22 protein-coding genes, 1 tRNA gene and 1 pseudogene are annotated in these 24,325 nt (G+C 43.0%); 8 read left to right on the plus strand and 16 right to left on the minus strand.

The genetic code is table 11. The features are described 5' to 3' along the window. Positions 1-41: 41 nt before the first annotated feature. The 8 genes from C2M32_RS12615 to rlmE all read right to left on the minus strand — a co-directional run bounded on the left by C2M32_RS12615 (position 42) and on the right by rlmE (position 8,442). Positions 42-1,835, minus strand: a complete 1,794-nt coding sequence (locus C2M32_RS12615; protein WP_158678219.1) for a UvrD-helicase domain-containing protein — start codon at positions 1,833-1,835, stop codon at positions 42-44. A gap of 300 nt (positions 1,836-2,135) precedes the next feature. Continuing rightward, a tRNA-Leu gene (locus C2M32_RS12620) sits at positions 2,136-2,220 on the minus strand. 65 nt (positions 2,221-2,285) lie between these two features. After that, positions 2,286-2,636 (minus strand): preprotein translocase subunit SecG, encoded by a 351-nt coding sequence (secG, locus tag C2M32_RS12625; RefSeq protein WP_105168730.1) that lies wholly within the window; start codon positions 2,634-2,636, stop codon positions 2,286-2,288. A gap of 1 nt (position 2,637) precedes the next feature. Beyond that, positions 2,638-3,387, minus strand: coding sequence for a triose-phosphate isomerase (gene tpiA / locus C2M32_RS12630; protein ID WP_105168731.1), 750 nt, complete (start codon positions 3,385-3,387; stop codon positions 2,638-2,640). Between the two features lie 79 nt (positions 3,388-3,466). Beyond that, positions 3,467-4,807: a phosphoglucosamine mutase gene (gene glmM, locus C2M32_RS12635; protein WP_105168732.1), complete on the minus strand. Its 1,341-nt coding sequence runs from the start codon at positions 4,805-4,807 to the stop codon at positions 3,467-3,469. Further along, on the minus strand, positions 4,804-5,652 hold the full coding sequence (gene folP, locus C2M32_RS12640) for a dihydropteroate synthase (RefSeq protein ID WP_105168733.1): 849 nt from the start codon (positions 5,650-5,652) through the stop codon (positions 4,804-4,806). The genes glmM and folP overlap by 4 nt, the downstream gene beginning before the upstream one ends. A 153-nt stretch (positions 5,653-5,805) precedes the next feature. Beyond that, positions 5,806-7,743 (minus strand): ATP-dependent zinc metalloprotease FtsH, encoded by a 1,938-nt coding sequence (ftsH, locus tag C2M32_RS12645; protein ID WP_105168734.1) that lies wholly within the window; start codon positions 7,741-7,743, stop codon positions 5,806-5,808. Positions 7,744-7,812: 69 nt separating this feature from the next. Next, positions 7,813-8,442 carry a 23S rRNA (uridine(2552)-2'-O)-methyltransferase RlmE gene (gene rlmE / locus C2M32_RS12650; RefSeq protein WP_105168735.1) on the minus strand — a complete coding sequence of 210 codons (630 nt, stop codon included), beginning with the start codon at positions 8,440-8,442 and terminating at the stop codon, positions 7,813-7,815. Positions 8,443-8,526: 84 nt separating this feature from the next. On the opposite strand from rlmE, the gene yhbY reads away from it, so the two are divergent. Further along, positions 8,527-8,823, plus strand: coding sequence for a ribosome assembly RNA-binding protein YhbY (gene yhbY / locus C2M32_RS12655; protein ID WP_070991617.1), 297 nt, complete (start codon positions 8,527-8,529; stop codon positions 8,821-8,823). A gap of 5 nt (positions 8,824-8,828) precedes the next feature. Here yhbY and C2M32_RS12660 read toward each other — a convergent pair whose 3' ends face one another. Next, positions 8,829-9,983 (minus strand): serine hydrolase domain-containing protein, encoded by a 1,155-nt coding sequence (locus tag C2M32_RS12660; protein ID WP_105168736.1) that lies wholly within the window; start codon positions 9,981-9,983, stop codon positions 8,829-8,831. 97 nt (positions 9,984-10,080) lie between these two features. Between C2M32_RS12660 and C2M32_RS12665 the strand changes: the two genes are divergently transcribed. From C2M32_RS12665 to C2M32_RS12685, 5 genes are all read left to right on the plus strand, one after another. After that, a complete protein-coding gene (locus C2M32_RS12665; RefSeq protein WP_105168737.1) occupies positions 10,081-10,884 on the plus strand; it encodes a hypothetical protein in 804 nt (267 codons plus the stop codon). A gap of 112 nt (positions 10,885-10,996) precedes the next feature. Continuing rightward, positions 10,997-11,839 (plus strand): MipA/OmpV family protein, encoded by an 843-nt coding sequence (locus C2M32_RS12670; protein ID WP_105168738.1) that lies wholly within the window; start codon positions 10,997-10,999, stop codon positions 11,837-11,839. A gap of 169 nt (positions 11,840-12,008) precedes the next feature. Then, positions 12,009-12,716, plus strand: a complete 708-nt coding sequence (locus C2M32_RS12675; RefSeq protein ID WP_105168739.1) for a response regulator transcription factor — start codon at positions 12,009-12,011, stop codon at positions 12,714-12,716. Between the two features lie 11 nt (positions 12,717-12,727). Then, on the plus strand, positions 12,728-14,017 hold the full coding sequence (locus tag C2M32_RS12680) for an ATP-binding protein (protein WP_105168740.1): 1,290 nt from the start codon (positions 12,728-12,730) through the stop codon (positions 14,015-14,017). A 235-nt stretch (positions 14,018-14,252) separates the two neighbouring features. Beyond that, positions 14,253-15,599 carry a sodium-dependent transporter gene (locus C2M32_RS12685; RefSeq protein ID WP_105168741.1) on the plus strand — a complete coding sequence of 449 codons (1,347 nt, stop codon included), beginning with the start codon at positions 14,253-14,255 and terminating at the stop codon, positions 15,597-15,599. 60 nt (positions 15,600-15,659) lie between these two features. On the opposite strand, the gene C2M32_RS12690 is transcribed toward C2M32_RS12685, so the two are convergent. Together C2M32_RS12690 and C2M32_RS12695 are read right to left on the minus strand one after the other, a co-directional pair. Next, positions 15,660-16,112 (minus strand): GNAT family N-acetyltransferase, encoded by a 453-nt coding sequence (locus C2M32_RS12690; protein WP_105168742.1) that lies wholly within the window; start codon positions 16,110-16,112, stop codon positions 15,660-15,662. Between the two features lie 65 nt (positions 16,113-16,177). Beyond that, positions 16,178-16,921 carry a sporulation protein gene (locus C2M32_RS12695; RefSeq protein ID WP_105168743.1) on the minus strand — a complete coding sequence of 248 codons (744 nt, stop codon included), beginning with the start codon at positions 16,919-16,921 and terminating at the stop codon, positions 16,178-16,180. A gap of 201 nt (positions 16,922-17,122) precedes the next feature. On the opposite strand from C2M32_RS12695, the pseudogene C2M32_RS12700 reads away from it, so the two are divergent. Continuing rightward, positions 17,123-18,693: pseudogene (locus C2M32_RS12700) on the plus strand (cation:proton antiporter domain-containing protein). Between the two features lie 273 nt (positions 18,694-18,966). Beyond that, the gene (locus tag C2M32_RS12705) at positions 18,967-19,254 is read left to right on the plus strand and encodes a hypothetical protein (protein WP_105168744.1); all 288 of its coding nucleotides are present in this window, start codon (positions 18,967-18,969) and stop codon (positions 19,252-19,254) included. 88 nt (positions 19,255-19,342) lie between these two features. Here the strand turns inward: C2M32_RS12705 and C2M32_RS12710 are convergent, their stop codons facing one another. From C2M32_RS12710 to C2M32_RS12730, 5 genes are read right to left on the minus strand one after another with little or no spacing between them, the layout of a single operon-like run. Then, entirely contained in the window at positions 19,343-20,074 is a 732-nt protein-coding gene (locus C2M32_RS12710) for an MlaA family lipoprotein (protein WP_105168745.1), read from the minus strand. Beyond that, positions 20,075-21,328 (minus strand): c-type cytochrome biogenesis protein CcmI, encoded by a 1,254-nt coding sequence (gene ccmI, locus C2M32_RS12715; protein WP_199886169.1) that lies wholly within the window; start codon positions 21,326-21,328, stop codon positions 20,075-20,077. Between the two features lie 11 nt (positions 21,329-21,339). Next, positions 21,340-21,795, minus strand: coding sequence for a cytochrome c-type biogenesis protein (locus C2M32_RS12720; protein ID WP_105168746.1), 456 nt, complete (start codon positions 21,793-21,795; stop codon positions 21,340-21,342). Further along, positions 21,792-22,364: a redoxin family protein gene (locus tag C2M32_RS12725; RefSeq protein ID WP_105168747.1), complete on the minus strand. Its 573-nt coding sequence runs from the start codon at positions 22,362-22,364 to the stop codon at positions 21,792-21,794. The genes C2M32_RS12720 and C2M32_RS12725 overlap by 4 nt, the downstream gene beginning before the upstream one ends. Then, positions 22,361-24,325, minus strand: coding sequence for a heme lyase CcmF/NrfE family subunit (locus C2M32_RS12730; protein ID WP_105168748.1), 1,965 nt, complete (start codon positions 24,323-24,325; stop codon positions 22,361-22,363). Before C2M32_RS12730 ends, C2M32_RS12725 begins: the two co-directional genes overlap by 4 nt.

The following is a 24,325-nucleotide window of genomic DNA, read 5'->3' on the forward strand; positions in this document are numbered from 1 at the left end:
TCGTAACTGAGGGTAACAATTAAAGAGTGAAACTTTCAAACCTACTTAGTGTTGCTCCCTACTTCTAGCTCTGCTAAAAATCGACAGGCGTTTTCTTGTGGTTTCAATACAAAAGTTTGTTGCTTAGCGCGCGTCAGAGCCACATAAAACAAACGCCTTTCTTCTGCAAACGGGAACGTCTCCCGTGATGGTAACATCGCATCCATCAATGGCTGAATCGCACGGCTGGTAGGAAAGCCTGTACTGCCCTCATACAGCCCCATCATTATGGCGTAGTCCGCCTCTTTGCCTTTTGCTGCATGAAAGGTCATCACCCTAATATCTAACAAGTTAAATTTGCTTCGCAAGTCTGACAACCTCTCGCGTGAGGGCAGCATTTTATGAAAGCGTGCAAGCAACAATACACTCGCTTCACCTTGCGCATTGAGCCTCTCAAGTACCTTTTCAAGCGCTTCAAGTTCACTGCTTGCTATGGTTTCCACTAGCAGTGCGGGTACTGCTGACTTACGAGCAGACTTTACCCGCTTTTTGAGCTGAGCTGGGTTGCTACATACAAAGGTACTGGAAATATCTAATATATCTTGAGGGTATCTAAAAGTTTTATCTAATGCCGTAATCGCAGCATCCCCAAAATGTTTATCAAATTGCGTGGTCAATGTAATATCTGCACCACTGAATCGATAAATCGACTGCCAATCATCCCCTACCGCAAATAAATATCGTTTATTTTCCCCTCGCAGCAGCGCTTTGAGAAGCTTAGCCCTAATCGGCGACAAATCCTGAAATTCGTCGACCATAATATGTTGCCAAGGCGCACTAAAGTGACCCGTCTCAATATACGCTATCGCTTTAGCTATCATGTCCTCAAAGTCAATGGCTCCCTCACTAGCCAAATATGACTGATACTCTGTGGCTATTGGGGTTAGACATTTAAGCAATTCGTCATGCTGTGATGTTACCGCCTTCATTTGACCTAAAGCTGTGACATGCTTATACACGCCAAGCAAAGCGGTAATATGTGTTATGACGGGTTTACAACCTGAACTACTGATAAATTCAACCATCTCTCCACTTGGTTTGATATTGCATTCCTTTATGCAAAATTGCGCGAACAGTTCTTTGTAGCCAGGCTGAAAACAAAGTGCTTGTAAGGTGTCGTGAACAAACCTGTATCTTTGCTTGGCATCACTAGTTAACGTACTGAGCCGAGGCTGCTTGCCCTCAACTTGTGCTATCACTAATCTTCCCAATGCGTGAAAGGTCATACACTCAAACCCTTCTCCAGCTCTTTGTTTTAATTCCTTAGCAGCTTCAGTGCCGTAAGCAAGCAGCAATATCTGCTCGGGCTGCACTGCGCCACAGTGAACTAAAAACTTAGCTCTGGCTATCATCACACTGGTTTTTCCAGTACCTGCGCCAGCTAGCAGTAAATGACGGTCATCGCGAATAATACAAGCCTGTCTTTGTGCCCAAGTTAATGGTTGGCGCTCAACGTTATCAAAAAAGTGTTGATATTGGCTCGCATAGTATTCTATGAACATGGCCCGAAATGCATCAATATCAAATGCTTGCCATTGTTGTAGCTCTTTGAGCGTATACAGTGCCTGAGCGAGATCGGGCGATAAAGTAATACTAGGCTTCCAACTCAGCCATTGCTGTTCAAGAACAGCGACGCTTTGCTGTAATACTTCGAGATTAGAATGTGATAGATAGTGATTTTTTAGTAACGCTTCTATTTTACCAATTGCGTTAATCAACCGAAGATGGTGCTGATTAATCCAGTACCTCTGAAAGTCGTCATTTGTATGCTCGCTATGCGCAACTGTAACGCTCAACAAAGCCTCCCTATCAACTAACTTTATCTGCAATTTAGAGAGGATAGAACCCTTTACGAGTCTCGGTGGATTTTGCATTTGTTGCCATGCAATCTCTTTACAAACCGCGCCGTTTAGTAACATTAGCGACCGTTTATGGATGCTACAACTATGAAAATGAGCAACTCGTTTTTTTAAAGAAGAGAGATTAAAGTTCAATTATGGCACTTAAGAATTGGCTAAGGAATAACATCTGCTCTACGCCATCATATGGTAAACAGCAGACATAAAAAAACCAGCAAAACGCTGGTCTTTATAATTTGGTGCGGATGGGGGGACTTGAACCCCCACGGCCGAAGCCACCACCCCCTCAAGATGGCGTGTCTACCAATTCCACCACATCCGCATTTTTGTCGGTCTATTGTCTGATTGAGGAATCAAACTACCGAGTAACTTTAGGTTACTAAGCTATTAATTTGGTACGTCTGAAGTTTTATTTTCTTCAGGAGACACCGGTACATCTGAAGTTGCTGGCGCTACAGTGGTAGATGCTGGCACTTCTAGGTTTTCCCATTCGTCTGTCTTTTTAATTTGACCCGTTGTAAGGTTGCCAAGAATAATACTCAAAACAAAGAACACTGACGCAAGAATCGTCGTTGTCTTAGTCATAAAGTTACCCGCACCCGATGAACCAAAAACCGTTGCTGATGCACCCGCACCGAACGATGAGCCCATGTCGGCACCCTTACCTTGTTGAATTAACACCATACCTACAAGTGCTAAAGCAACAATCAAGTAAACAACCAATAATATTTCGTACATTTTATACGTTCCCTAGTGCACTTTTACAGATGCTGATGAAGGCATCTTTTTGCAAACTCGCTCCGCCTATAAGGCCACCGTCGATGTCTGCCTGTGCAAATAATGATTCACTGTTTTTTTCGTTCACACTACCACCGTATAGGATACGTAGTGTTTGCGCCACTTGCTCATCATAACCACTAAGCATGTCGCGAATGAATTTATGTACCGCTTGTGCCTGCTCAGGGGTAGCTGTTTTACCAGTCCCTATAGCCCAAACGGGTTCGTATGCTATCACAGAATTATTTAACGCTGCTACACCTAATTTATCAATTACGGCTTTTATTTGCTGTGCAACGATTTCTTCTGTCTCTCCAGCATCTCGCTGTTGTTCTGTTTCACCAACACAGAGTATTGGAATCAAGTCAAACTCTTGTGCCTTAGCGAACTTATCAGCTACCTGCTGGTTGCTCTCCGAGAACAAACTACGCCTTTCAGAGTGCCCCACTAGGGTATATTTTGCCCCTAGTTCGCGAGCTAACTGAGCGTGGATTTCTCCGGTGTATGCCCCTGAGTCAAACTCTGATATGGTTTGAGTGCCTGCCATTACGCCTTTACTTACCACTTCTTTGAGCAATAAAGCTGGAGGAAATATAATGACATCCAGGTTTGCATTTTTGTGCTTTTCAACTTCGCCGCAGATCTCAGATACAAGTTCTAACGAACCGTTCATTTTCCAGTTACCTGCTACTATTGGCTTACGTTGCGCCATACGATACTCCGCATCAGAAAGCGGGTGAGATACTAACTCTCCTCACCCTGATTTACAAGAAATAAAATTAAAAACCAGATTAATTGCTCACAGATTCAACAACTTCAGCTATTTTTGTTGCAAAATCGAGCACTTGTTTCTCTTGTTCTGCTTCAACCATCACTCGAACAACCGGTTCTGTGCCTGATTTTCTTAACAGGACGCGCCCTTTACCCGAAAGCAGCTCTTCAACTTCTGCCACAGCTTGTTTAACAACACTCTGCTGCGTTGGATCAGAGTCGGTAGAATAGCGAACGTTAATCATCTTCATCGGGTATTTTGTAAAGCCGCTGCCAAGGTCTTGCAACGTCTTGTTCTGAGAGACCATTGCTGCTAAGACTTGTAGACTCGCAACAATACCATCACCAGTCCCAATGAGACCTAGATTTAACACGTGGCCAGAACTTTCACCGCCGATTGTCCAACCTTTCTGGTTGAGCAATTCCATGACATATCGGTCACCCACTTTACTGCGAGCAAATTCAATACCTTGGCTGCGTAAAGCGTTTTCAAGGCCCATATTCGACATAACGGTACCAACAACGCCACCGTTAAGCGTGCCATTGGCATGCGCCAAACAAGCAATGATGTAAACAATATCATCGCCATCAAAAACATGACCTTTGTGATCAACCATCATCACGCGATCACCATCACCATCGTAAGCAATACCAACATCCGCTTTATGCTCTAAAACCTGACGCTTTAAGCTATCAATATGGGTCGCACCACATTCATGGTTGATATTCAACCCATTTGGTTCACAGGCATGGCAAATCACCGTTGCACCTAATTCACGCATTACCGCCGGTGCAATATGGTAAGTTGCACCGTTGGCGCAATCTAAAACAATTTTCAGCCCCTCAAGTGATAACTCTTTGGGAAATTGACTCTTACAAAACTCAATGTAACGGCCATCTGCATTCTCAAGACGTCTTGCTTTACCTAACTTTTCAGAAGCGACACACGTCATGTCTTCGTCCAACATAGCTTCAATTTCTAGTTCCACGCTATCCGCTAGCTTCAAGCCATTGCCACTAAAGAATTTAATACCATTGTCATGATATGGATTATGAGACGCGCTGATCACGATACCGGCTTCAGCCCTAAAAGTTTGCGTCAAATACGCTACAGCGGGTGTAGGCATAGGTCCAAGTAACACAACATCAATACCCGCCGCAATGAGTCCTGCTTCCAAAGAAGTTTCTAACAAGTAACCAGAAATACGGGTATCTTTACCGATAATTACTTTCTTTGTGCCAGCTTTAGACAAAACCTTACCGGCAGCCCATCCCAATTTAAGCGCAAATTCAGGCGTAATTGGATGTTGTCCAACTAAACCTCTTACTCCATCTGTGCCAAAATACTTTCTAGTTGTCATATGGTTACTCCATTAATTGCTGCTTGCCAGACATTCAGAACATCAGCTGTTTGCTGAACGTCATGTACTCTGATTATGTGCGCCCCCTGTTGGGCGCATAACAATGCCCCAGCGAGGCTTGCAGCTAAACGTTCATTTGTTTCTCTATTTAATAACTTGCCAAACATAGACTTACGCGATAGACCAGCAAGTAGAGGCAGACCAAAAGATTGGAAAGCCTCAAAGTTACCCAACAATTCAAAGTTGTGTGTCAAATTTTTACCAAACCCAAATCCAGGATCGAGTATAAGACGCTCTCTGGATATTTGCGCCTTGTCACACGCTAGCAAACGTTCGCTGAAGAATGCCTTAATCTGCCCAATTAGGTCGCTGTACGAAGGGTTTTGTTGCATAGTGCGAGGCTGGCCTTGCATATGCATCAAACAAATCGCAACGTCAGGATAAATCGCTGCGACTTCAAGTGCTCCAGGCTCTTGTAATGCACGCACATCATTAATGATGTCGGCACCCGCTTCGATGGCTTGACGCATCACTTCGGCTTTACTGGTGTCTATCGAAATAACACAGTCGCTTCGACGACGAATACCTTGGATAACGGGTATCACACGCTTAAGCTCGTCTTCACATGTAACATCAGGTGCGCCTGGTCGAGTCGACTCTCCGCCTATATCAAGGATAGTTGCTCCTTGTTCGAGCAAGGTAAGCGCCTGATTGACAGCGCTATCACAGTGGTAAAACGAGCCACCATCTGAAAACGAGTCAGGAGTTACGTTAACGATGCCCATGACTTGCGGCTTGTTGAGGCTTATCGCTCTGCCTCTAGGTAAACGAATTGTGGTTGTCATTGTCGTTACTCGTTTTAGAGTAATGTTAGCAAAAGCAAGTAAGTATGCTCAGCAACTTCATATTGTGCAAAAATCTATCAAAAAATTTCATTTTTAATAAGTATGAAAAAGCCCCGACTTAGCGGGGCTTTAGACATAAGGCTATTTTAACCGTTATTCTGTTCTATCATCAAGCTCTGATGATGACTCTGATTTATCGACAGGCTTTTGAGCGTCTTCGACAGTCGGCTTTGACGCCTTTTTATCAGACTTAGTCTCTGGCTTACGATCATGGGCATCACGAGGTGGACGCACTTCTGTTCGAGCCATTAGGTCATCAATTTGGCCTGCATCAATAGTTTCGTATTTCATTAACGCATCTTTCATGCTGTGCAGAATATCCATGTTATCTTTTAGGATCTGCTCAGCACGTTGATAATTTCTCGAAATGAAATCTTTTATCTCTGCATCTATCAGTTTAGCCGTTTCATCTGACATGCCAGCCATTCGATTTGAACTGCCGCCCATGTACATTTCGCCCTGCTCTTCAACATACTTTTGCGGACCAAGTTTACTACTCAGACCCCATTGCGTTACCATTTTCTTCGCGATGTCTGTCGCGCGTTCAATATCGTTACTCGCACCGGTCGTTACTTTGTCATCACCGTAGATCAGCGCTTCCGCAATACGGCCACCATATAAGCTCGACAGCATTGATTCGAGATGCTCTTTCGAGTGACTCACTCTATCCTGTTCTGGCAAATACATTGTAACACCTAGAGCTCGACCACGAGGGATAATGGATACTTTATAAACGGGATCGTGTTCAGGCACTAAACGACCTACAATCGCGTGACCCGCCTCATGGTATGCGGTCATTTCTTTCTCATGCTCGCTCATCACCATGGACTTACGCTCAGCACCCATCATAATTTTATCTTTAGCGGCATCAAACTCAGCCATGCTTACTTTGCGTTTGTTGCCTCTGGCTGCAAACAAAGCGGCTTCATTCACAAGGTTGGCTAAATCTGCACCTGAAAAACCAGGCGTGCCACGTGCGATCAGTGATGCTTCAACATTATCATCTAACGGTACTTTGCGCATGTGTACATTTAGAATTTGCTCACGACCACGAATATCTGGTAGGCCTACCACCACCTGACGGTCAAAACGACCAGGACGTAACAACGCTGGGTCTAACACATCTGGGCGGTTGGTCGCAGCGATTACAATGATACCTTCGTTGCCTTCAAAACCATCCATCTCAACCAACATTTGGTTAAGTGTTTGCTCACGCTCATCGTGGCCTCCACCCATGCCTGCACCACGCTTACGGCCCACAGCATCAATCTCATCAATAAAGATAATACATGGCGCGGCCTTTTTGGCCTGTTCAAACATGTCACGCACACGAGATGCACCAACACCTACAAACATTTCAACGAAGTCAGAACCAGAAATCGTAAAAAATGGTACTTTAGCCTCACCAGCTACGGCCTTAGCCAGTAGCGTTTTACCCGTACCTGGAGGACCGACCATCAACACACCTTTCGGAATGCTACCGCCTAGTTTTTGGAACTTTGATGGGTCGCGAAGAAAATCAACTAGTTCTGTCACATCTTCTTTTGCTTCATCACAGCCAGCAACATCAGCAAAGGTAGTTTTCACTTGATCCTCGCTCATTAAACGGGCTTTACTCTTTCCAAATGACATGGCACCTTTACCACCGCCACCTTGCATCTGACGCATGAAGAATATCCATACACCAATAAGCAACAACATTGGGAACCAAGATATAAAAATATTGGCCAAAAACGACTGTTCTTCCGGTGCTACACCTTTAACGTTCACGTCATTTTTTAGCAAATCGTTAATCAGATCTTCGTCGTACATAGGCATAATAGTCTGAAAACGTTCACCATTGCCCTTCATACCCGTAATGGTACCGGTTGAACGGTCAATGTTTACGTCTCGTACTGCGCCGCTGCGCACTTCTTTGACAAACTGCGTGTAACTGGTTTGACGATCAATGTGATCGCCGCCATTGAAACTCTGAAAGACGGTCATTAGCACAACTGCAATTACCAACCAGAGTATTAGATTCTTCGCCATATCGCTCAAGGGGTTAACCTCTTGTATCCAAAAATTATTTAAATTCGACTTTAATGCTTTTCAACTGTACTACAGTTTGTAGCCTGTCGCCACTATATAAACCTCACGGGAACGTGGACGAGAGGCTTTTGGCTTTCTGATTTTTACCACGTTAAAGCATTTACGTACTTCTTGTACAAACTGATCAAAGCCTTCCCCTTGGAAAACTTTCACTGCAAAAGCACCATTTTTACCGAGCACTTGATGACACATATCTAGCGCAAGCTCCACCAAGTACATACTACCCGCTTGGTCGGTCGACATATTGCCACTCATATTTGGTGCCATGTCGGAAAAAACCACATCAACGTTCTTCCCTCCAATACGCTCAAGCAAAGCATTTAACACTGCTTCCTCGCGAAAGTCTCCCTGTAAGAAATCCACCCCGGCTAATGAATCCATTGGTAAAATATCACAAGCTATAACCTGTCCTTTTTCACCTACTTCTTCTGCCAAGTACTGTGACCAGCTACCAGGAGCCGCGCCCAAGTCAACCACGCTCATGCCAGGTTTGATGAGTTTATCGCGTTGTTGGATCTCTTCGAGTTTAAAAATAGCTCGGGAGCGAAAGCCACGTTTTTGCGCTTCATGGACGTAAGGATCGTCCACATGTTCCTTTAACCAGCGTTTAGAGCTCGCTGAGTGCTTTTTATTTGCCATTATTCACTGCAACTCATTAGTAATATTGTCTAGATGGCGGTAGAATATGAGAATTCAAGCCTACATATAGTAAATTGTACCAATATGACTTTATCAAATAAACAAAAGCAGTACCTTAAAGGGTTAGCTCATCCACTAAAACCGGTTGTTTTACTCGGTGCAAATGGTTTAACTGAAGGTGTTCTAGTTGAAATAGATCAATCTTTGAACATTCACGAACTTATCAAAGTTAAAGTGCCTACGAATGACCGTGAGACAAAGCAATTAATTTTTGACGCTATTGTGCGCGAAACTGGCGCACATAAAGTGCAGACCATCGGCCACGTCATCGTTTTGTACCGTCAAAGCGAAGAAAAGAAAATTCAACTGCCTCGCCAGTGATTTTCTTATGCGCCATCGCCTTCATGCGTTGGCGCCTGTCTGTACTTTTCAATAACCTGAGTAATAAAGTCAGTCGTCAATTGGTTTATCACCCCACTTTCTGCATTTAACAGCAAACTGAATCCTACATTCAAAGCGGGTATTACAACCAAATCAGTTCGATAACCTTGCACCCAACCGCTGTGATACATGATAAATTCACCATCAAAATCATATATACGCCAACCTAATCCGTAAAATGCCTCATTGACATGATCACGCCAAATTCGTCTTCTCAATTCCCTTTTAGTGTGTGTATAAGGCCTGCTTTGTAGTGTTAATGCGTCCAATGACAAAACTTCAGGATAAAGACCAAGCTGTGCTTTTAACCATTGCACCATGTCATTGGCACTGGCGTTGACACCCGCCGCTGGCGCAACTTTGTAGTAGTGAGGTTTAAGTTTTGCGGTATGCCAGCGTTTGCGTCCAAGTACATGTGGTAACGCATGGTTATCGTCCTTTAGCATACTCTCAAGACCCACACCTCCATCATTCATCTTTAATGGTGTGAAAATAAACTCCTGCAACCAGCGCTCATAAGACATACCCGTCGCATGCAAAATCACATCGGAAATCAAGCTAAACATGGCATTTTGATAGCCATAGCATTGTCCAGGCGTACAAATTCGCTCAACCTTTATTAAACGTTCAACAATTTGTTCATATGACATTCTGGATTCTATGAGGTTATCGTAAGCATTTGGCACCAAGCCACTGGAATGGCTAAGTAAATGATAAACCTTGAGGGATTGATAATCGGTCCCTTTCAAGTAAGGTAAATATGTACTCACATACTCATCTAACTCCAAATATTGCGCACTCGCCAGTTTTGCTGTTAAAGAGCCTGCGAATGTCTTGGAGACCGATGCGAGACGAAAGCGCGTATTTTCATCAACCTTTTGACCTTTATTAACTTTGGTTTTGCCATATCCCTTCGCTAAAGAGCCAAATTTACCATGTACGACGCTCAATGCTGCACCTGGAATTGATTTTTCTTTTAGTTTTCGCTCGACTTGCTTAGAATAGCTGTTCAAAAATTGGTGCCACTGCTGCTTTTTGTCTTCTGATGCAACTGTATTAGTCGCAAACAGCCAGAAGACAATAAGAACTAAATACTTCATAAAAACTCGTTAAACTAGAATTCATTAAAGTTTATCACGAAGTTAGCTTGTGTTTACATCATCAATTGAGACTTAAACTGTAACAAGAGGTACATGAATGCGTTTTCTGCTTATTTTTATTACTTTGGCTTTCTCGTTTGGTTGTTCTTTGACTCCCGAGATGGCACCTAAACTAAATGTGCCTCCTAAGCCCATATTAAGTAAGGAAATTTATCAGCTTAGCTATAGTACCGAATTAGACTCAGCAAGAATAAAGTCGGTACAGTTGCCAGCTCACCCTATTGAGAAAACTAATTCAGTACGAATTGTAGCTGATAAAGTCGCCATGACAGACACCTTGAAATCCCACATTGAGCGTGCGCTCAAAAAACACGGATTAAAAATTGTTACCACTAAAAAAGCGGATTATGTACTTAACATCCATCAGCTAGATCTCACTTTTGGTCCAAATAAAACATATGTCTTAAATGCGCCTAAAACATCTCATGCTTTGTATCAACTTGTCACACAAAAATCACCTAGCTATCAATGTAGTAATATAATCGCTAGCGTGAGCATGCGTTTGACTCACATTGCGTCATCCGATGTTGTATGGTTCGCAAAGTCGTCGATTGATAGTGCCAGTTTTCAAGGTATCCCATTGCAATTTAGCTATACCAAAGAGCAAAAGATAACCAATGAACATGATGTAGTGTCGTTTATCGTTTCACAAAATACCGAGCAAGCCAGAATTGCGCGCGCAGACACACCTGTTGATGTACCTAAGTATATTGTTGAGGATGTGATTAGCGAGCCACAAAAAGTCGCAGGTGCGTGTACCGAAACAGAAGTAAGTGCGCTTAGCAGTGCCATGCATCAACAACTTGCAGCAGTCTTGATTGATAAAATTAATGTCCTATAGGCTAAATAATATCGAAACCCGTGCTTGCGCGTAAGCCACACACAACAATTTTTTACAGATACTAACGCCGCATTCAATATAATGTTCATCAATTTAGTTGTTGGTGAACATTATGCTCCGCACCTTAGCACTCTTAATACTCATCACTGTTTTTTTGCCTTCGGCAGTTAATGCGAGTAATCGCTTGTATTCTGACAACACGCTCACGCCCACTGATGGCCTGTATCTTGATATCAATATCGGCGTGGGTTACCTCTTCGAAGATTCCTATCTCATCGGTGCGAATGCGACAAGAGATGGTGTAGAGTTGTTTAATATTAATGTCTTTGCGTCATATGAGAACTGGTATTTGGATGTTGATCGCAGCCAACTGAGTGGAGGCTGGATACTTGGCTACAGTGCCCTTGAACATAATGATTGGGATGTAGATATTATTGTTACACAAGCACAGGATGGCTTTGATGAAAAAGGCTTTGATTTGTATAGTTCAGATGAGATCCCTGAACTAAAAGGTATTACTAAACGAAAATTTGACCTGACAGGCGGGTTACGTTTAAGCCGCAGATTCACAGACGATCAAGTATCATTAGAATTATTGCAAGACATAAGTAGTACCCATAACGGTTGGATAGTCAGTGCTTTTTACAGCAAAATTATCCCCTGGCAAAACTGGGAGTTTAGAACCGCGCTTGGTGTCAATTTTTATTCCAAAGACTTTACTAATTATTATTTTGGTATTTCTCCTCAAGAACAAAGAATTGACCGAGCTGTATATCGTCCTACCAGCGCGATGGGAGTGGTCTACGAGTTTCACGCAGAATATCCACTGCACGAAAACTGGATTTTCCTAGCTGGTTGGATGACTACTTGGTTTTCAGAACAAATTTATCACAGCCCCATTGTTGCTCAAAACTACCAACATAAGGCGAAAATCGGTGTGCGGTATGTATTTTAGTGAGTGATCATCAGTGCCTAAATCAATACGAGAAATCTTTTGATTTGCATACTTTACCAATAACACAGCACTGATGAATGACAGCACTAAATTAGTCAGGCAAAATCAAACCAATGCCTGTGAGTATGTATGATTAAACAGCAAATATAATACGTTAGAGGGTTTTAAAATGGATAATTACGGTACGATTTTACTCGTCGAAGATGACGAATCTCTATCTCAATGGGTCGCGGATTATTTAAATGGCCAAGGATACACAACCCATATCTGCCCTCGAGGAGACCAAGTGGTCGCCATGGTGAAGTCTCTTAGCCCTGATATCGTACTTTTGGATGTTATGCTACCTGGCCAAGATGGAATAAGCGTATGCCGCGAACTTCGCCAGTTTTACCAACATCCGATCATTATGCTGACAGCCAAAGACGAAGAAATGGATGAAGTAATAGGTCTTGAAGTCGGCGCCAGTGACTATGTAATAAAGCCAGTTAGACCTCGTGCTTTGTTAGCTAGGATTAAAGCCATGTTGCGCGCATCAAATGAGCAAAAAACTTCCAATACAAATAATGATACATCACTATGTGTTGGTAACTTGAGCATTGACACTCAAGCACGCAAAGTACTCGTGCAAGGTAAAGAAGTGAATATTTCTAGTGCTGAGTATCTGCTGCTTCACTTTTTGGCATCCAACGCTGGGGAAGTTGTCTCTAGAGATGCGGTATTCAAAGCCACCAAAGGGCGTGAATATGATGGGCTGGACAGAAGCGTAGATGTGCTCATCTCAGCCTTGCGTAAAAAGTTCAACGATGACCCACAGCACCCAGAAAAAATTAAAACCATATGGGGTAAAGGCTACTTAATGGTTCCAAGCGCATGGTAAAAGGCTAATTTGTGAGAAAGCTTTATATTTATTTGCTCACCAGTGCCTTAGTTTCAATCGTCGTTTTAGGTTGGCTAATTGATATATTTAGCGAGCAAACCTTGGAAGTCGATGATAATTTCGGCTGGCAAAGCACACTGGCCAGCGGTGTTGCAAAACAAACCGCAAGGCAACCTGTTTCACTCAGAGCTGATTACATTGCAGCTTTGAGCGATGACTACGGTTTAGCTATTAGTTACAAACAAGGCGACACCTTGGCCGTGCCATCCGAACTCAAAGAGCAAATGCTCACAGGTAAAGGCCTAATTTTAGAAGATCAGCAAGGTTTTTATCTCCTAAAAACCAATCATGCATTACTCCCTGACTATCTTGAACTGCGTTTAGATAAACCAGCAGACCAACAAGACAATGATGCAATACTGACGTTATTGTTTTATACCGGTGTATGTACCTTTATGTGGTTTATACTCTCCCCGTTAGCAAAGCGTTTATCGGTACTAACTGAGGCAGCTAAACAATTTGCAAGCGGTAATTTGAGTGCAAGAATCGCTACCGATAAGTTCACTTATATCAAAGATGTTGAGCTGACATTTAATCGAATGGCAAGTCAAATTGACAAACTGCTGGCAGAGAACAAACTCCTCGCATCAAGTTTATCGCACGATATACGAACTCCTGTTGCCTGTCTTCGCTTTGGATTGGACGCAGCATTGGACGAAAAAGACATTCATCAAGTTCATAGTATTTTGAATAGAATGGAAAAAGACTTAGATCAAATGGAGGATATGCTAGCCAGTTATCTATCATTTGCTACCTTAGAACAAAAAGCGCACTTGCTGAACTTTGAATCGACCGATGCGACTTCTTATTTTGTCTCACTCATAGAACAAGTAGCCCCAAAGCTTAAAAATGCGGGTCTACGAATTGACTATGAAATCGAGCCACACCTAGACATATATGCAGACTTACACTGGTTGGCAAGAGCGGTAACAAACCTGCTTTCTAACGCCAGTGATTTTGCAACTCAAACTGTTCTTGTTAGAGTGGTCAGTGACGGCCTAGTTATTCAGGTTCACGTTGAGGATGATGGCCCAGGTATTGCCCCACAAAACTGGCACAAAGTCTTTAGTCCATTTTTCCAAGAGCAATCACATCGCAATCGGGCTGGAAAGAGTTACGGCCTAGGACTGGCAATTGTAGCTAAGGTCGTCGATTGGCATCATGGCAAAGCCAGCGTATCGCAATCTGATACTTTAGGTGGCGCAAAATTCACCTTAACTTTGCCTTGTAAAGCTAAGTGAGCAGCGTAAAGTAATACTCACATCAGGCAGCTGCTTTTTTAGTTAATCGACCGAAAAGCAATAACTTATACTCAGCAGTTGAATTTTTAGCCTGGCGAGCTAGTGTTACACTCATAAAATCGCCAAAATATTGCGCTAGATCATGGCATTATTAATAACAATTAGCGCTTTTTATTTCGCTGTATTTACAGTAGATTGTCAGCCGCCGTAAAAAAAAATAGAGAAGTAAAATAATATGAGCACTGTGCGCGGAGAATTTAGTTCTCGCTTTGGATTCATCATGGCAGCAGCGGGATCAGCTGTTGGCCTTGGTAACATTTGGGGTTTTCCCACTCAAACCGCTAGCAATGGTGGGGCGGCTTTCGTTTTGGTTTATTTGGTGCTTGCGTTTTGTTTAGCCTATCCGGCTTTAATGGCTGAATTAGTTATCGGACGACACGGTCAAGCGAACGCGGTATCGTCACTTCAAAAGCTCTCTGGGAATGCATTCAATAAACGCTTTGCTTTCGGTGTGGGCTTTGGTGGTATTATTTGCGCAGGTCTTATCCTCAGTTTTTATGCAATTGTTGCTGGCTGGATGTTTAGTGCAACGTTGGAACCCATCGCTAAACTAACCAGTTTATCGGACACCGCACAATGGCTAAACAGCCAATCACTCGCTAGAGACTTGATTTTTACTGCATTATTTGTGGTCTTAACTATTTCGATTATCAGTAAAGGCGTCGAAAATGGTATTGAGAAATGGTCGAAACGATTAATGCCCGCTCTATTGGGTATCCTATTTTTACTTATCGCTTATGTTTTAATGCAAGAAGGCGCCAGTGAAGGTCTAAAGGCTTATCTCGTGCCAGATTTCTCTTCCATCTTAAACCCTGAGTTGTTAGTTAGCGCACTAGGACAAGCATTCTTTTCGCTTTCTTTAGGAACCAGCGTAATGATTATTTACGGCTCTTACATTAGTAGGCAAGAGAACTTAGTGTCTTTGGGGGCGTATGTAACATTAATAGATGTGTTTATTGCCTTTGTCGCGGGTCTACTAATTATACCGGCAATGTACGTAGCTCAAGCTCAGGGAGTTGAGATATTTGGCCCAAGTGGACAACTTCTCTCAGAAGACACCCTAGTATTTCAAGTTTTGCCAGCGCTATTTGAAAGTATGGGAGAGGTGGGTTTATTTGTAGGCTTTGCGTTCTTTGCACTAATGAGCATTGCCGCATTAACCTCTTCTATCTCGATGCTTGAAGCCCCCGTGTCGTACGCAGTAGAGCGCTTTGCTTTATCGCGTTTACAAGCAACCTGGGTAATTGGTGGCCTCATTTCATTGGTTAGTTTTACCATTATTTTTAACTTCAGCAGCTTGTTTGGATTTGTTGTAAGTTTAACCACTCAGTTCGGTCAGCCACTCATAGGGATGTTTTGCTGTATCTTTGTGGGTTGGATCTGGCATAGAAACGGATTGCTAACAGAGATTAAAAGTGGCTACCCTGATGCCGAGCACAGTGTGTTTTGGAAAATATGGCCTTGGTATATCAAGTTCGTTTGTCCACTTGCCATTGCTTTGGTGTTTATCCATACGCTATAGGCTATAGCTTGAAAGTAGGCCTGAGAAATCAGGCCTTGCACAAGCTGCGGTAGGTTCACATTATTTGAGCGCCGAATTTAATCTCATATCTTGGTGCGGTATACCATCTTCTAAGTATTCATCACCTTCATTTACAAATCCTAAAGATTGATAAAATTTCAACAAGTATGTCTGTGCGCTGAGCACTACATCATTCCCATTAAAATGTGTATTGCATACCTCTAGTGCTTTTTCCATCAAGGGGCTAGCCAAACCTTTACCTCGCGCATTGGGCATTACTAATACGCGCCCTATTGCGCATTCGTGGTATGACTTTCTGTATACCCGCGCATAGGCGCACAGGGATTCTCCATCATAAGCCATTACATGGAAGGTTTCTGGTTGTCTATCTATCTCATCCAATTCAGGATAGGCACACTGTTGTTCGACCACAAAAACGTCGACGCGGGCCTTAAGTAAACCAAACAAGGTGTTTATATCAAGTTGTGAAAAGGTATTTACCTGCCAATGCATTAGTTTCACTCCAAATAACAAAAAAGCCCAGCAATGCTGGGCTCTATAACTTACACCCACTTTTGCTAAGCAAATAGGCGCTCTAGCTGATCACACAACTGTGACAAATTTACTTGGTCATGCTCTATCGTCAAGTCTACATATCCATCACCGCGAAATGCTCTATCAAGTTCAATCAACACATGAGTCTTGTGAGCTTCAGGAACGAATGACAATTCAACTTCTTGGATACCAAACATCGATTGACGTTGAGGACGGTACTCGAGCTCTTGATAACATCCAGAAACAGTGTGAAAGTTACTCGCTCGCAAATACCCTTGTTCAACATCGGCTTTCACAAGTCCAAAGCCGAGTTTTTCCATTGCCATCATGCAAGTCTTTATCGCATCATTGGGGTATATATGAAGTGCATCTCGATCCGTAGGATCTAGTGCTAGGTCAATATCAAGGCCCGTTTCCAGCCATACATGGCTGTGGTTATATCCAGCGTTAAGCTCGGTAAGCGGTGTCTCTGAGTGTAAACGAGCTTCAAATGGTATGATCTTTCTCTCGTTTGCCGAAACCTCAAACCGCTCGCCTATCTTCCACTTTTCTATTACATGATTTGCAAAGTAATGACCATCGTCATTTTCGACTTTTACTTTGGTCATTAACGCCATTTCTAAGCCATTAATTTCCTGACTCACATCACCACCTTCAATGATGATTCTTGCTTGAAATTTTTGGCCAGGATGCAAGTGCTCTGTTTCTAATACCGTATCTACTTTTGCCGCACCTATACCAACAGATGCGAGGATCTTTTTAAACATTACTTCTCCTGTGAGAATGTTCCCTTATCGCATCTTAACCACATTTGCAGGATATTGTCAGCGAAAATTTATGGGTTCTTTTATATTATTCAAGAATTCTATAAAAAAGATCTGAGTTATCTGCTTTCAAAAGAACTTTTCAATTTATAAATCAGAGAGTTTTGGTACACTGGTGGTAGATAGAACTAACATAGGCACACCATGGAACTTTTGTTTTTTGCCGCAGCGTTCGCCTGTGGCTTTTCTGTATATCAGTTAAAGCTGCCGCCGCTCATTGGTTTCTTAATGGCTGGGTTTATTTTAAATCTACTGGGATATCGCAGTACAGAGCTACTCACTCAGCTCGCTGATTTAGGTGTAACCTTACTGCTATTTAGCATTGGTTTAAAGCTCAAAATTGGCAACCTCGTCAAGGCACAAGTATGGGCACCTGCAACCCTACATATTGTGCTCAGCAGTACATTTTTCGCGAGTCTGTTGCTGCTACTTGGCGCTATGAGTCTGCCACTATTTACCGATTTGAGTGTTTCAACCGCCTTACTCGTAGGCTTTGCCTTTAGCTTTTCAAGCACAGTGTTCGCAGTAAAAGTACTCGAAGAGCGCGGTGAAATGGCGAGTCTACACGGTAAGATATCCATCGGTATTTTGGTTATGCAAGATATCTTCGCCGTGGTGTTCTTAGCGATCAGTACTGGAAAAGCACCAAATGTCTGGGCATTGGTATTACTATTGTGCCTGCCAGTATTCAGACCGATTATGTTCTGGGTGTTAAATCGCTCTAAACACGGTGAATTACTCCCTTTGTTTGGTTTTTTCTTTGCGTTGGTGGTTGGTTACCACGCCTTTGAATTTGCGGGTTTAAAAGGAGACCTTGGGGCTTTGATCATTGGAATGCTGTTCGCTCCACACAAAAAAGCTGGTGAGTTATCAAAGTCCTTGATGAATCTCAAAGACGTTTTGTTAGTAGGTTTCTTCCTCAACATTGGTCTCAATGCCAATATGAGTTTTGATGCTTTACTTATTGCCTGTTTGTTGACCTTGGTCTTGCCGGTAAAAGTATGTCTTTATTACGTACTTACCAATATTTTCAAACTACGTGCTCGTACATCTTTGCTCAGCGCCTTTACGCTTGCAAACTACAGTGAGTTTGGACTGATCGTTTGTGCGGTTGCCGCCAGCTCTGGGGCGATAGCTTCAGATTGGCTAGCTGTTGTCGCAATCGCCGTATCTATTACATTTGTGATTGCCTCGCCTCTGAACAAACGTGCAAATGGCTTCTACGTAAAACTAGAGCCCTTTTTATTAAAGTTTGAAAGCAGCAAGCGCCTTGAAGAAGAATTACCCGTCAATCTAGCCGACACTCGCATTGTGATCTTTGGCATGGGCCGCATCGGTACGGGTGCTTATGAAACCATAGAAGCAACCCACCCAGGCTCAATAGCAGGTATTGATATCAAACCTGAAGTGGTCGACAAGCACGTACAAAGAGGACGAGAGTATTGCTAGCTGATGCGACAGACCCCGATTTTTGGCAACGAGTAAACCACTCCCAAGTTGATATGGTCATGTTAGCAATGCCCAAACACATGCAAAATATTTACGCATTGGAGCAATTAAAAGCGTCTGGCTTTAAGGGCCAGGTTACCGCCATTGCGAACTACCCCGACCAACAAAAAGAACTTGAAGATATGGGGGTAAATTCAACCTATAACTTCTATCTTGAGGCTGGAAGTGGTTTTGCTGAACACGTAAAACAAAATTTATTTTCCTAATACCATCCTATGTTCTTAGTACCACAAAAGGTACTGAGAACTATTTTTATTTGCGCATCAATGTCTTACTTCTAGATGTCTATTGCTTCCTAATTAATCATTTCAAATCGTACATTATTCGATTTACAAAGCTTTACATCGAAGTTAGTAATCTACCCTAAAAACAGAGTACACTGTTTTCAACAAAGAGGACGTAAGTATCTATTTTTAACACAAAAAATATGATGTGCGTGACTAACATAACAATTGGATGTTTTTTGGGAGAAGGCCAATATGCTTAAAACTAAACAGGTAAATCACTTTGCTGCTGTCGTTGATGACGTAAAAGCTGGGCCATTTTCCGAGCTGCAAAATCGACTTGACGAGATCCAAGACAACGGGATGACAGCGTTAGCAATTCGCAATGTGCTATTTCATAAAATGCTTGATTTACACAATGTACCGAATGACCACTTTCTACGAGACGAGGACACACCGTCACGTATAGACGATCCTGTATTATTGGTTGAAAAGCTCAATGATTTGGGTTTTTATCGTAAAAATAATGGTGCTTTGCACTAGGACTGATTAGGGGGAGCCTACTCTCCCCACTATAGGCTGGCACTGCCCGTCGCCAGCCTATCTTCTTTCTCAAAGTTACTTCTTGAAATTACAAATTTTCTAAGAAATCTTCATCGAAATCGGTTGGCTCTTCTTTCAACGGCGGATTTCCATCATATAGCTCATATAATTGACGCTGAAAGTATACATCCTTAACAAAAATGTATGGGTCTAAAGACTCCTCTAACAGCTTTTCTTGTGCCATTAACGATGCTCTTGCTTCTATGGCTTTAAGTGTGAATACAGCGATTGTCTGTGGCGTAGTAAGCGCAATTTCTGGCATTACATAATTATCAACAATATCACCAGTGAGGTTTCTAACTGTTGATGGCCCCATCGCAGGTAGCATGATATAAGCACCGTCTCCGAGTCCCCATACTCCTAACGTTTGTCCAAAGTCTTCATCTTGATGTTTAAGACCTAGACTACTCGCCACATCAAACAAGCCAAAAAGACCGACGGTCGAATTTACCAAAAAGCGTGCTGCATTGACGCCCATACTACTAGGTTTACCCTGCAAGCCTGCATTAATTGCATCCGTAGGAGTAAGTAAGTTGGTGGTAAAATTAACGATACCACTGCGCACCGGCTGCGGGGTTACAGCAACATAACCGACCGTTACAGGCCGTAAAATATATTTATCCAAAACGTCCATATTAAAATCATAAACAGGGCGATTGAGTGACTGCAATGGATCACGTTCGTCCTGTTTTTCTTCAGGGATCGTACTACACCCTGAAATCACAACAGCTGTCAGAACAGCTAAAAAAGGCTTAAACATTTAATTTCCTGTGTTTGATATAATCCGGTTAATCTCTACTGGGATCACCTCAAGCGCATTGCTCAATGATATAACCTCACTCTGCCCTTCCAACTCTCCTGCTTGTGGCATCACACTATCATCTGTTGAAATGCGCGCGGTGATGATTACATTTTGATAACTGGAAAGCTTCAAGCTCGGCATCATCGCCATACTATCATCCAGTGTTACACGTAAAGGCAAGTTAAAATTTGTAAGCTTCGCAACGGCTAACGGCATGGCCGGACCATCTACAGCTTTAGCAAACACGAACAAAGTTCCTTGCTTTGGCAGTTGATCCATCAGCTGAGCATTTAGTGATACTTCAATCTGTAGCGCCGCGGGCGAAACTGTGGTCTGAGGTGCAATTTTTTGTTCAATTTCAACAATACGCTGTTCAATCATCGAGTATCGCGGATCGTCACTGTTCATACTAGCAAGCAGTACCTCAAAGGCCGTTTTTGCTTCGCGCCAATCCTGCTTTTCGTAGGCGATAAGTGCCAACAAAGAAATAGCATCAATATTAGTTGGTTCATTTCTCAGTACTTTGGCCAATAATCTCGCTGCTCTGTTCATACCTGACTCAGACCCTTCAACCAACAGTACTTGACTGTAGTTGACCAGAATATTGCTATTGTTAGGTTCCATTTTCAACGCTTTGTCGAATGCTTGTTTGGCCATTTCATAGTCGTTTAACGACATAGCGATACGACCCAACAACATCCATGCCACTGCGTCATCACCGCTGTGAGCCAGCTTAGTACGCAAGCCTAATGCAAAGGCCTGTAACTCATTTGCACTGAGCCTTTGGCCTTGTTGCAACACGGCTCGCTCACCGTATTCTGGCAGCTTTTCTATAGCATCATACCAATTAGCTATCTGCTGCTGACTGCCTGTAAAATGATAAAACACACCGCTTACCGTAATGGTGAACAGCAAACCCGTTAAGGCAAAGATACGGTTGTTACCGCGGCTGCGAAGTTGCTGTTCAGGCGACAGCTCATTGAGTAGCCTGCGTTTAAGTTCAAGCACCGACTCTTGATAAGCGTCATGTTCAATGCGTTGATTGCTCAGTTCAGCGTTTAGCTCATTAAGGCGTTGATGATAGATATCAATACGCTCAGCATTCGCCTGATTGTCAACCGTCAGCACTTTTTCTCGGCGGATGAATGGAACAACTACAAACAGAATTGCTAATAGAGTGAGTAACGCAAACATCACCCACATTTGCATAATTGCGTCCACGATTACTGCTCCCTACGCTGATATTGTTTAATTAACTTGTTCAGCAGTTGTTCGTCTTGCTCACTCCATGTCTGTTTACCTGACGCCTTCTTCTGCCTAAAAACGATAAAGCCAAAGCCCACGACAACAATCAAGATGGGCAGTACCCATAATACGATGGTAGCGGGTGTGACTGGTGGTTGGTAATGAACAAAATAGCCATATCTGTCTATCATGTAATCAATCACCTCATCTTTGCTCTTACCTTCATTCACTAAAGCCAATACTTTATCTCTTAGGTCTTTAGCAACAATAGCATCAGAATCAGCGATGTTTTGGTTTTGACATTTAGGGCAGCGCAGCTCATGTGTTAGCTCGCGAAAGGTGCTCTCACGCTCCGCATTAGCAAATTCATATTTATCTTGTGTAGCAATTGCACTACCGCATACCATTAGAAAAAAAATAATCACGAATCTCATTGCGTCAGCTCCATCAGCTTAGGCGCAAACTTAACACGCCATACGCGTTGATTTATATCACCGGTATGATGAAGTAAGATTTTACCCTGCTTATCAACCAAAAAAGTTTCAGGAGCCCCCGAAACCCCTAAGTCCAACGCTAAGGTGCGCTCTAAATCAAGAATATTAAACTGGTACGGGTTACCCGTTCTAGCAAGCATAGTACTGACTTCTGAGCGTAATTTATTAATATCAAACTGATCACCAAAATCAGGGTCATATGCCTGTTCATAATACAAACCGATAATACGTACCCCCTGTTCGCGTAACTCAGTGAGATAACTTAGCTCTGCAATACAGGTTGGGCACCAAGTTCCCCATACATTAAGCAAGTACACTTCCCCAAGTAGGTCACCGTCTTGCCATTGTTTGGTATCGTCCATGAGGTCAGGCAAGGTAAAGCTCGGCATGGTTTGCCCTAAGCGACCAGTTTGTAGTTCCCGTGGATTACCAAATAACCCTTGATATAAAAACACACACAATAAAATGAAAATTAGAAACGGCACGAGCCCTAATAACTTGCGATTCATTGCTGTACCTCTTGTTTATTGTTCGGTGCTGCGTTTCTTCTATAGCGTTTATCTGCCAACACAATAAACCCAGCGAAAGCGATGAGTAGGCCACCCAGCCACATCCAACGTACATAGGGTTTGTGGTAGATTCGCAAAGACCAAGCCCCCCCCTCAAATTGTTCGCCAAGCGCAAGGTACAGGTCTCTGAAGAAACCGTCATCAATGGCTGCTTCGGTCATAAACTGCATACCTATGGTATATAAACGCTTTTCAGCGTGCAGCTGAGTAACTTGCTCATTGTTTTTTAATACCGTTACAACCCCCGCATGACCACTGTAATTAGGCCCAACAATCTCTTTGACGCCTTCAAAACGATATACATACTCATTCAGCGTAGCGGTGTCACCTGGCTGCATTCGCACTGAACGCTCTACTGAATATGCAGATGTCAATGTTACCCCTGCAATAACAAACGCAATGCCAATATGGCCTGATACCATGGCCCAATAACTCAGACCAAGACGTTTTAATCCTTCAGTGAGACTTTCTTGTGCTGATACTTTTTGTGCAAAATCCACTGCTGTTGCTAACACAATCCACACAGCCAGCGCCGTTGCCACAAACGTCAATGGCGTCACGTTATCAAAGCTGCCAAATAGCCAAGCTGCGCTGATAACAAGTGTTGCGACTAAAATAACCAACCACTTTTTAACCAGCACAGATAGTTTGTTTTGCTTCCAACGTAACATAGGTGCAATGCCGAGTAATAAAGCAAACGGCACCACTAAGATTGCAAACATTTGATTGAAAAATGGCACCCCGATAGAGATTGAGCCCAAGCCCAGTTCTTTATGGATCATCGGCAGTAAGGTGCCTAAAAACACCACCAAAGTTGCTACCACTAAAAATATATTGTTGATCCATAGAGCAACTTCTCGGGAGAAGAACTGATAACGCCCTTCACTTTTCACCTGTGAAACTCGCGCCGCATAGAGCGCTAAACTGCCACCAACTACAACGGCTAGAAACAGTAAGATATACAATCCACGGTCAGGGTCGGTCGCGAATGCGTGAACAGAAACAATAATTCCGGAACGAACAATGAACGTGCCTAGCAAACACAAGCTAAAGGCAGTTATTGCCAATAACACGGTCCAAGATTTAAACACACCACGTTTTTCAGTCACAGCTAGTGAATGGAGTAAAGCTGTCGCCACCAACCATGGCATCAATGAAGCGTTTTCTACAGGATCCCAGAACCACCAGCCACCCCAGCCGAGTTCTGAGTATGCCCACCAACTACCAATGGTTATTCCTAAAGTCAAAAAGCCCCACGCTACCATGGTCCAAGGTCGAGACCATTTCGCCCAAGTATTATCTAATTTACCAGTCAATAAAGCTGCAATAGCAAATGAGAAAGAAACTGATAATCCTACATATCCCATATAAAGCAATGGTGGATGGATTATCATACCTGGGTCTTGCAACAGCGGGTTAAGATCTCTGCCTTCCACTGGGTAGTATGGCAACAAGCGCTCAAACGGACTCGACATCCACAAGGTATAAAGCATAAAACCTACGCCTAGGAAGCCTAAAACCCCCAGAACTCGGGCACGCAATACCCAAGGTATTGACCTAGACATGAGTGCAACTAACGCTGTCCATGAGGACTGCATCACCAACCACAATAAGATGGCGCCTTCATGTCCGCCCCAAGTTGACGTTACTTTGTAATACCACGGTAAAGTGCTACTTGAATGGTGCGCAACATACGCCACTGTAAAATCATCCGTTAGCGTGATGTAGATTAAAATCGCGAACGAAAACAAAACAAACACACATTGACCAACCGCCAAAGAAGGCGCAGCACGCATTAATCTCAGATTGCCTGTATGAGCGCCCCATAATGGGAAAATGCACAACAATAGACTTAGTGCCATAGCCAGCACTAACGCAAAATAACCTATCTCTGGGATCAT

Source organism: Pseudoalteromonas sp. T1lg23B, assembly GCF_002964665.1.
Taxonomy (GTDB): domain Bacteria; phylum Pseudomonadota; class Gammaproteobacteria; order Enterobacterales; family Alteromonadaceae; genus Pseudoalteromonas.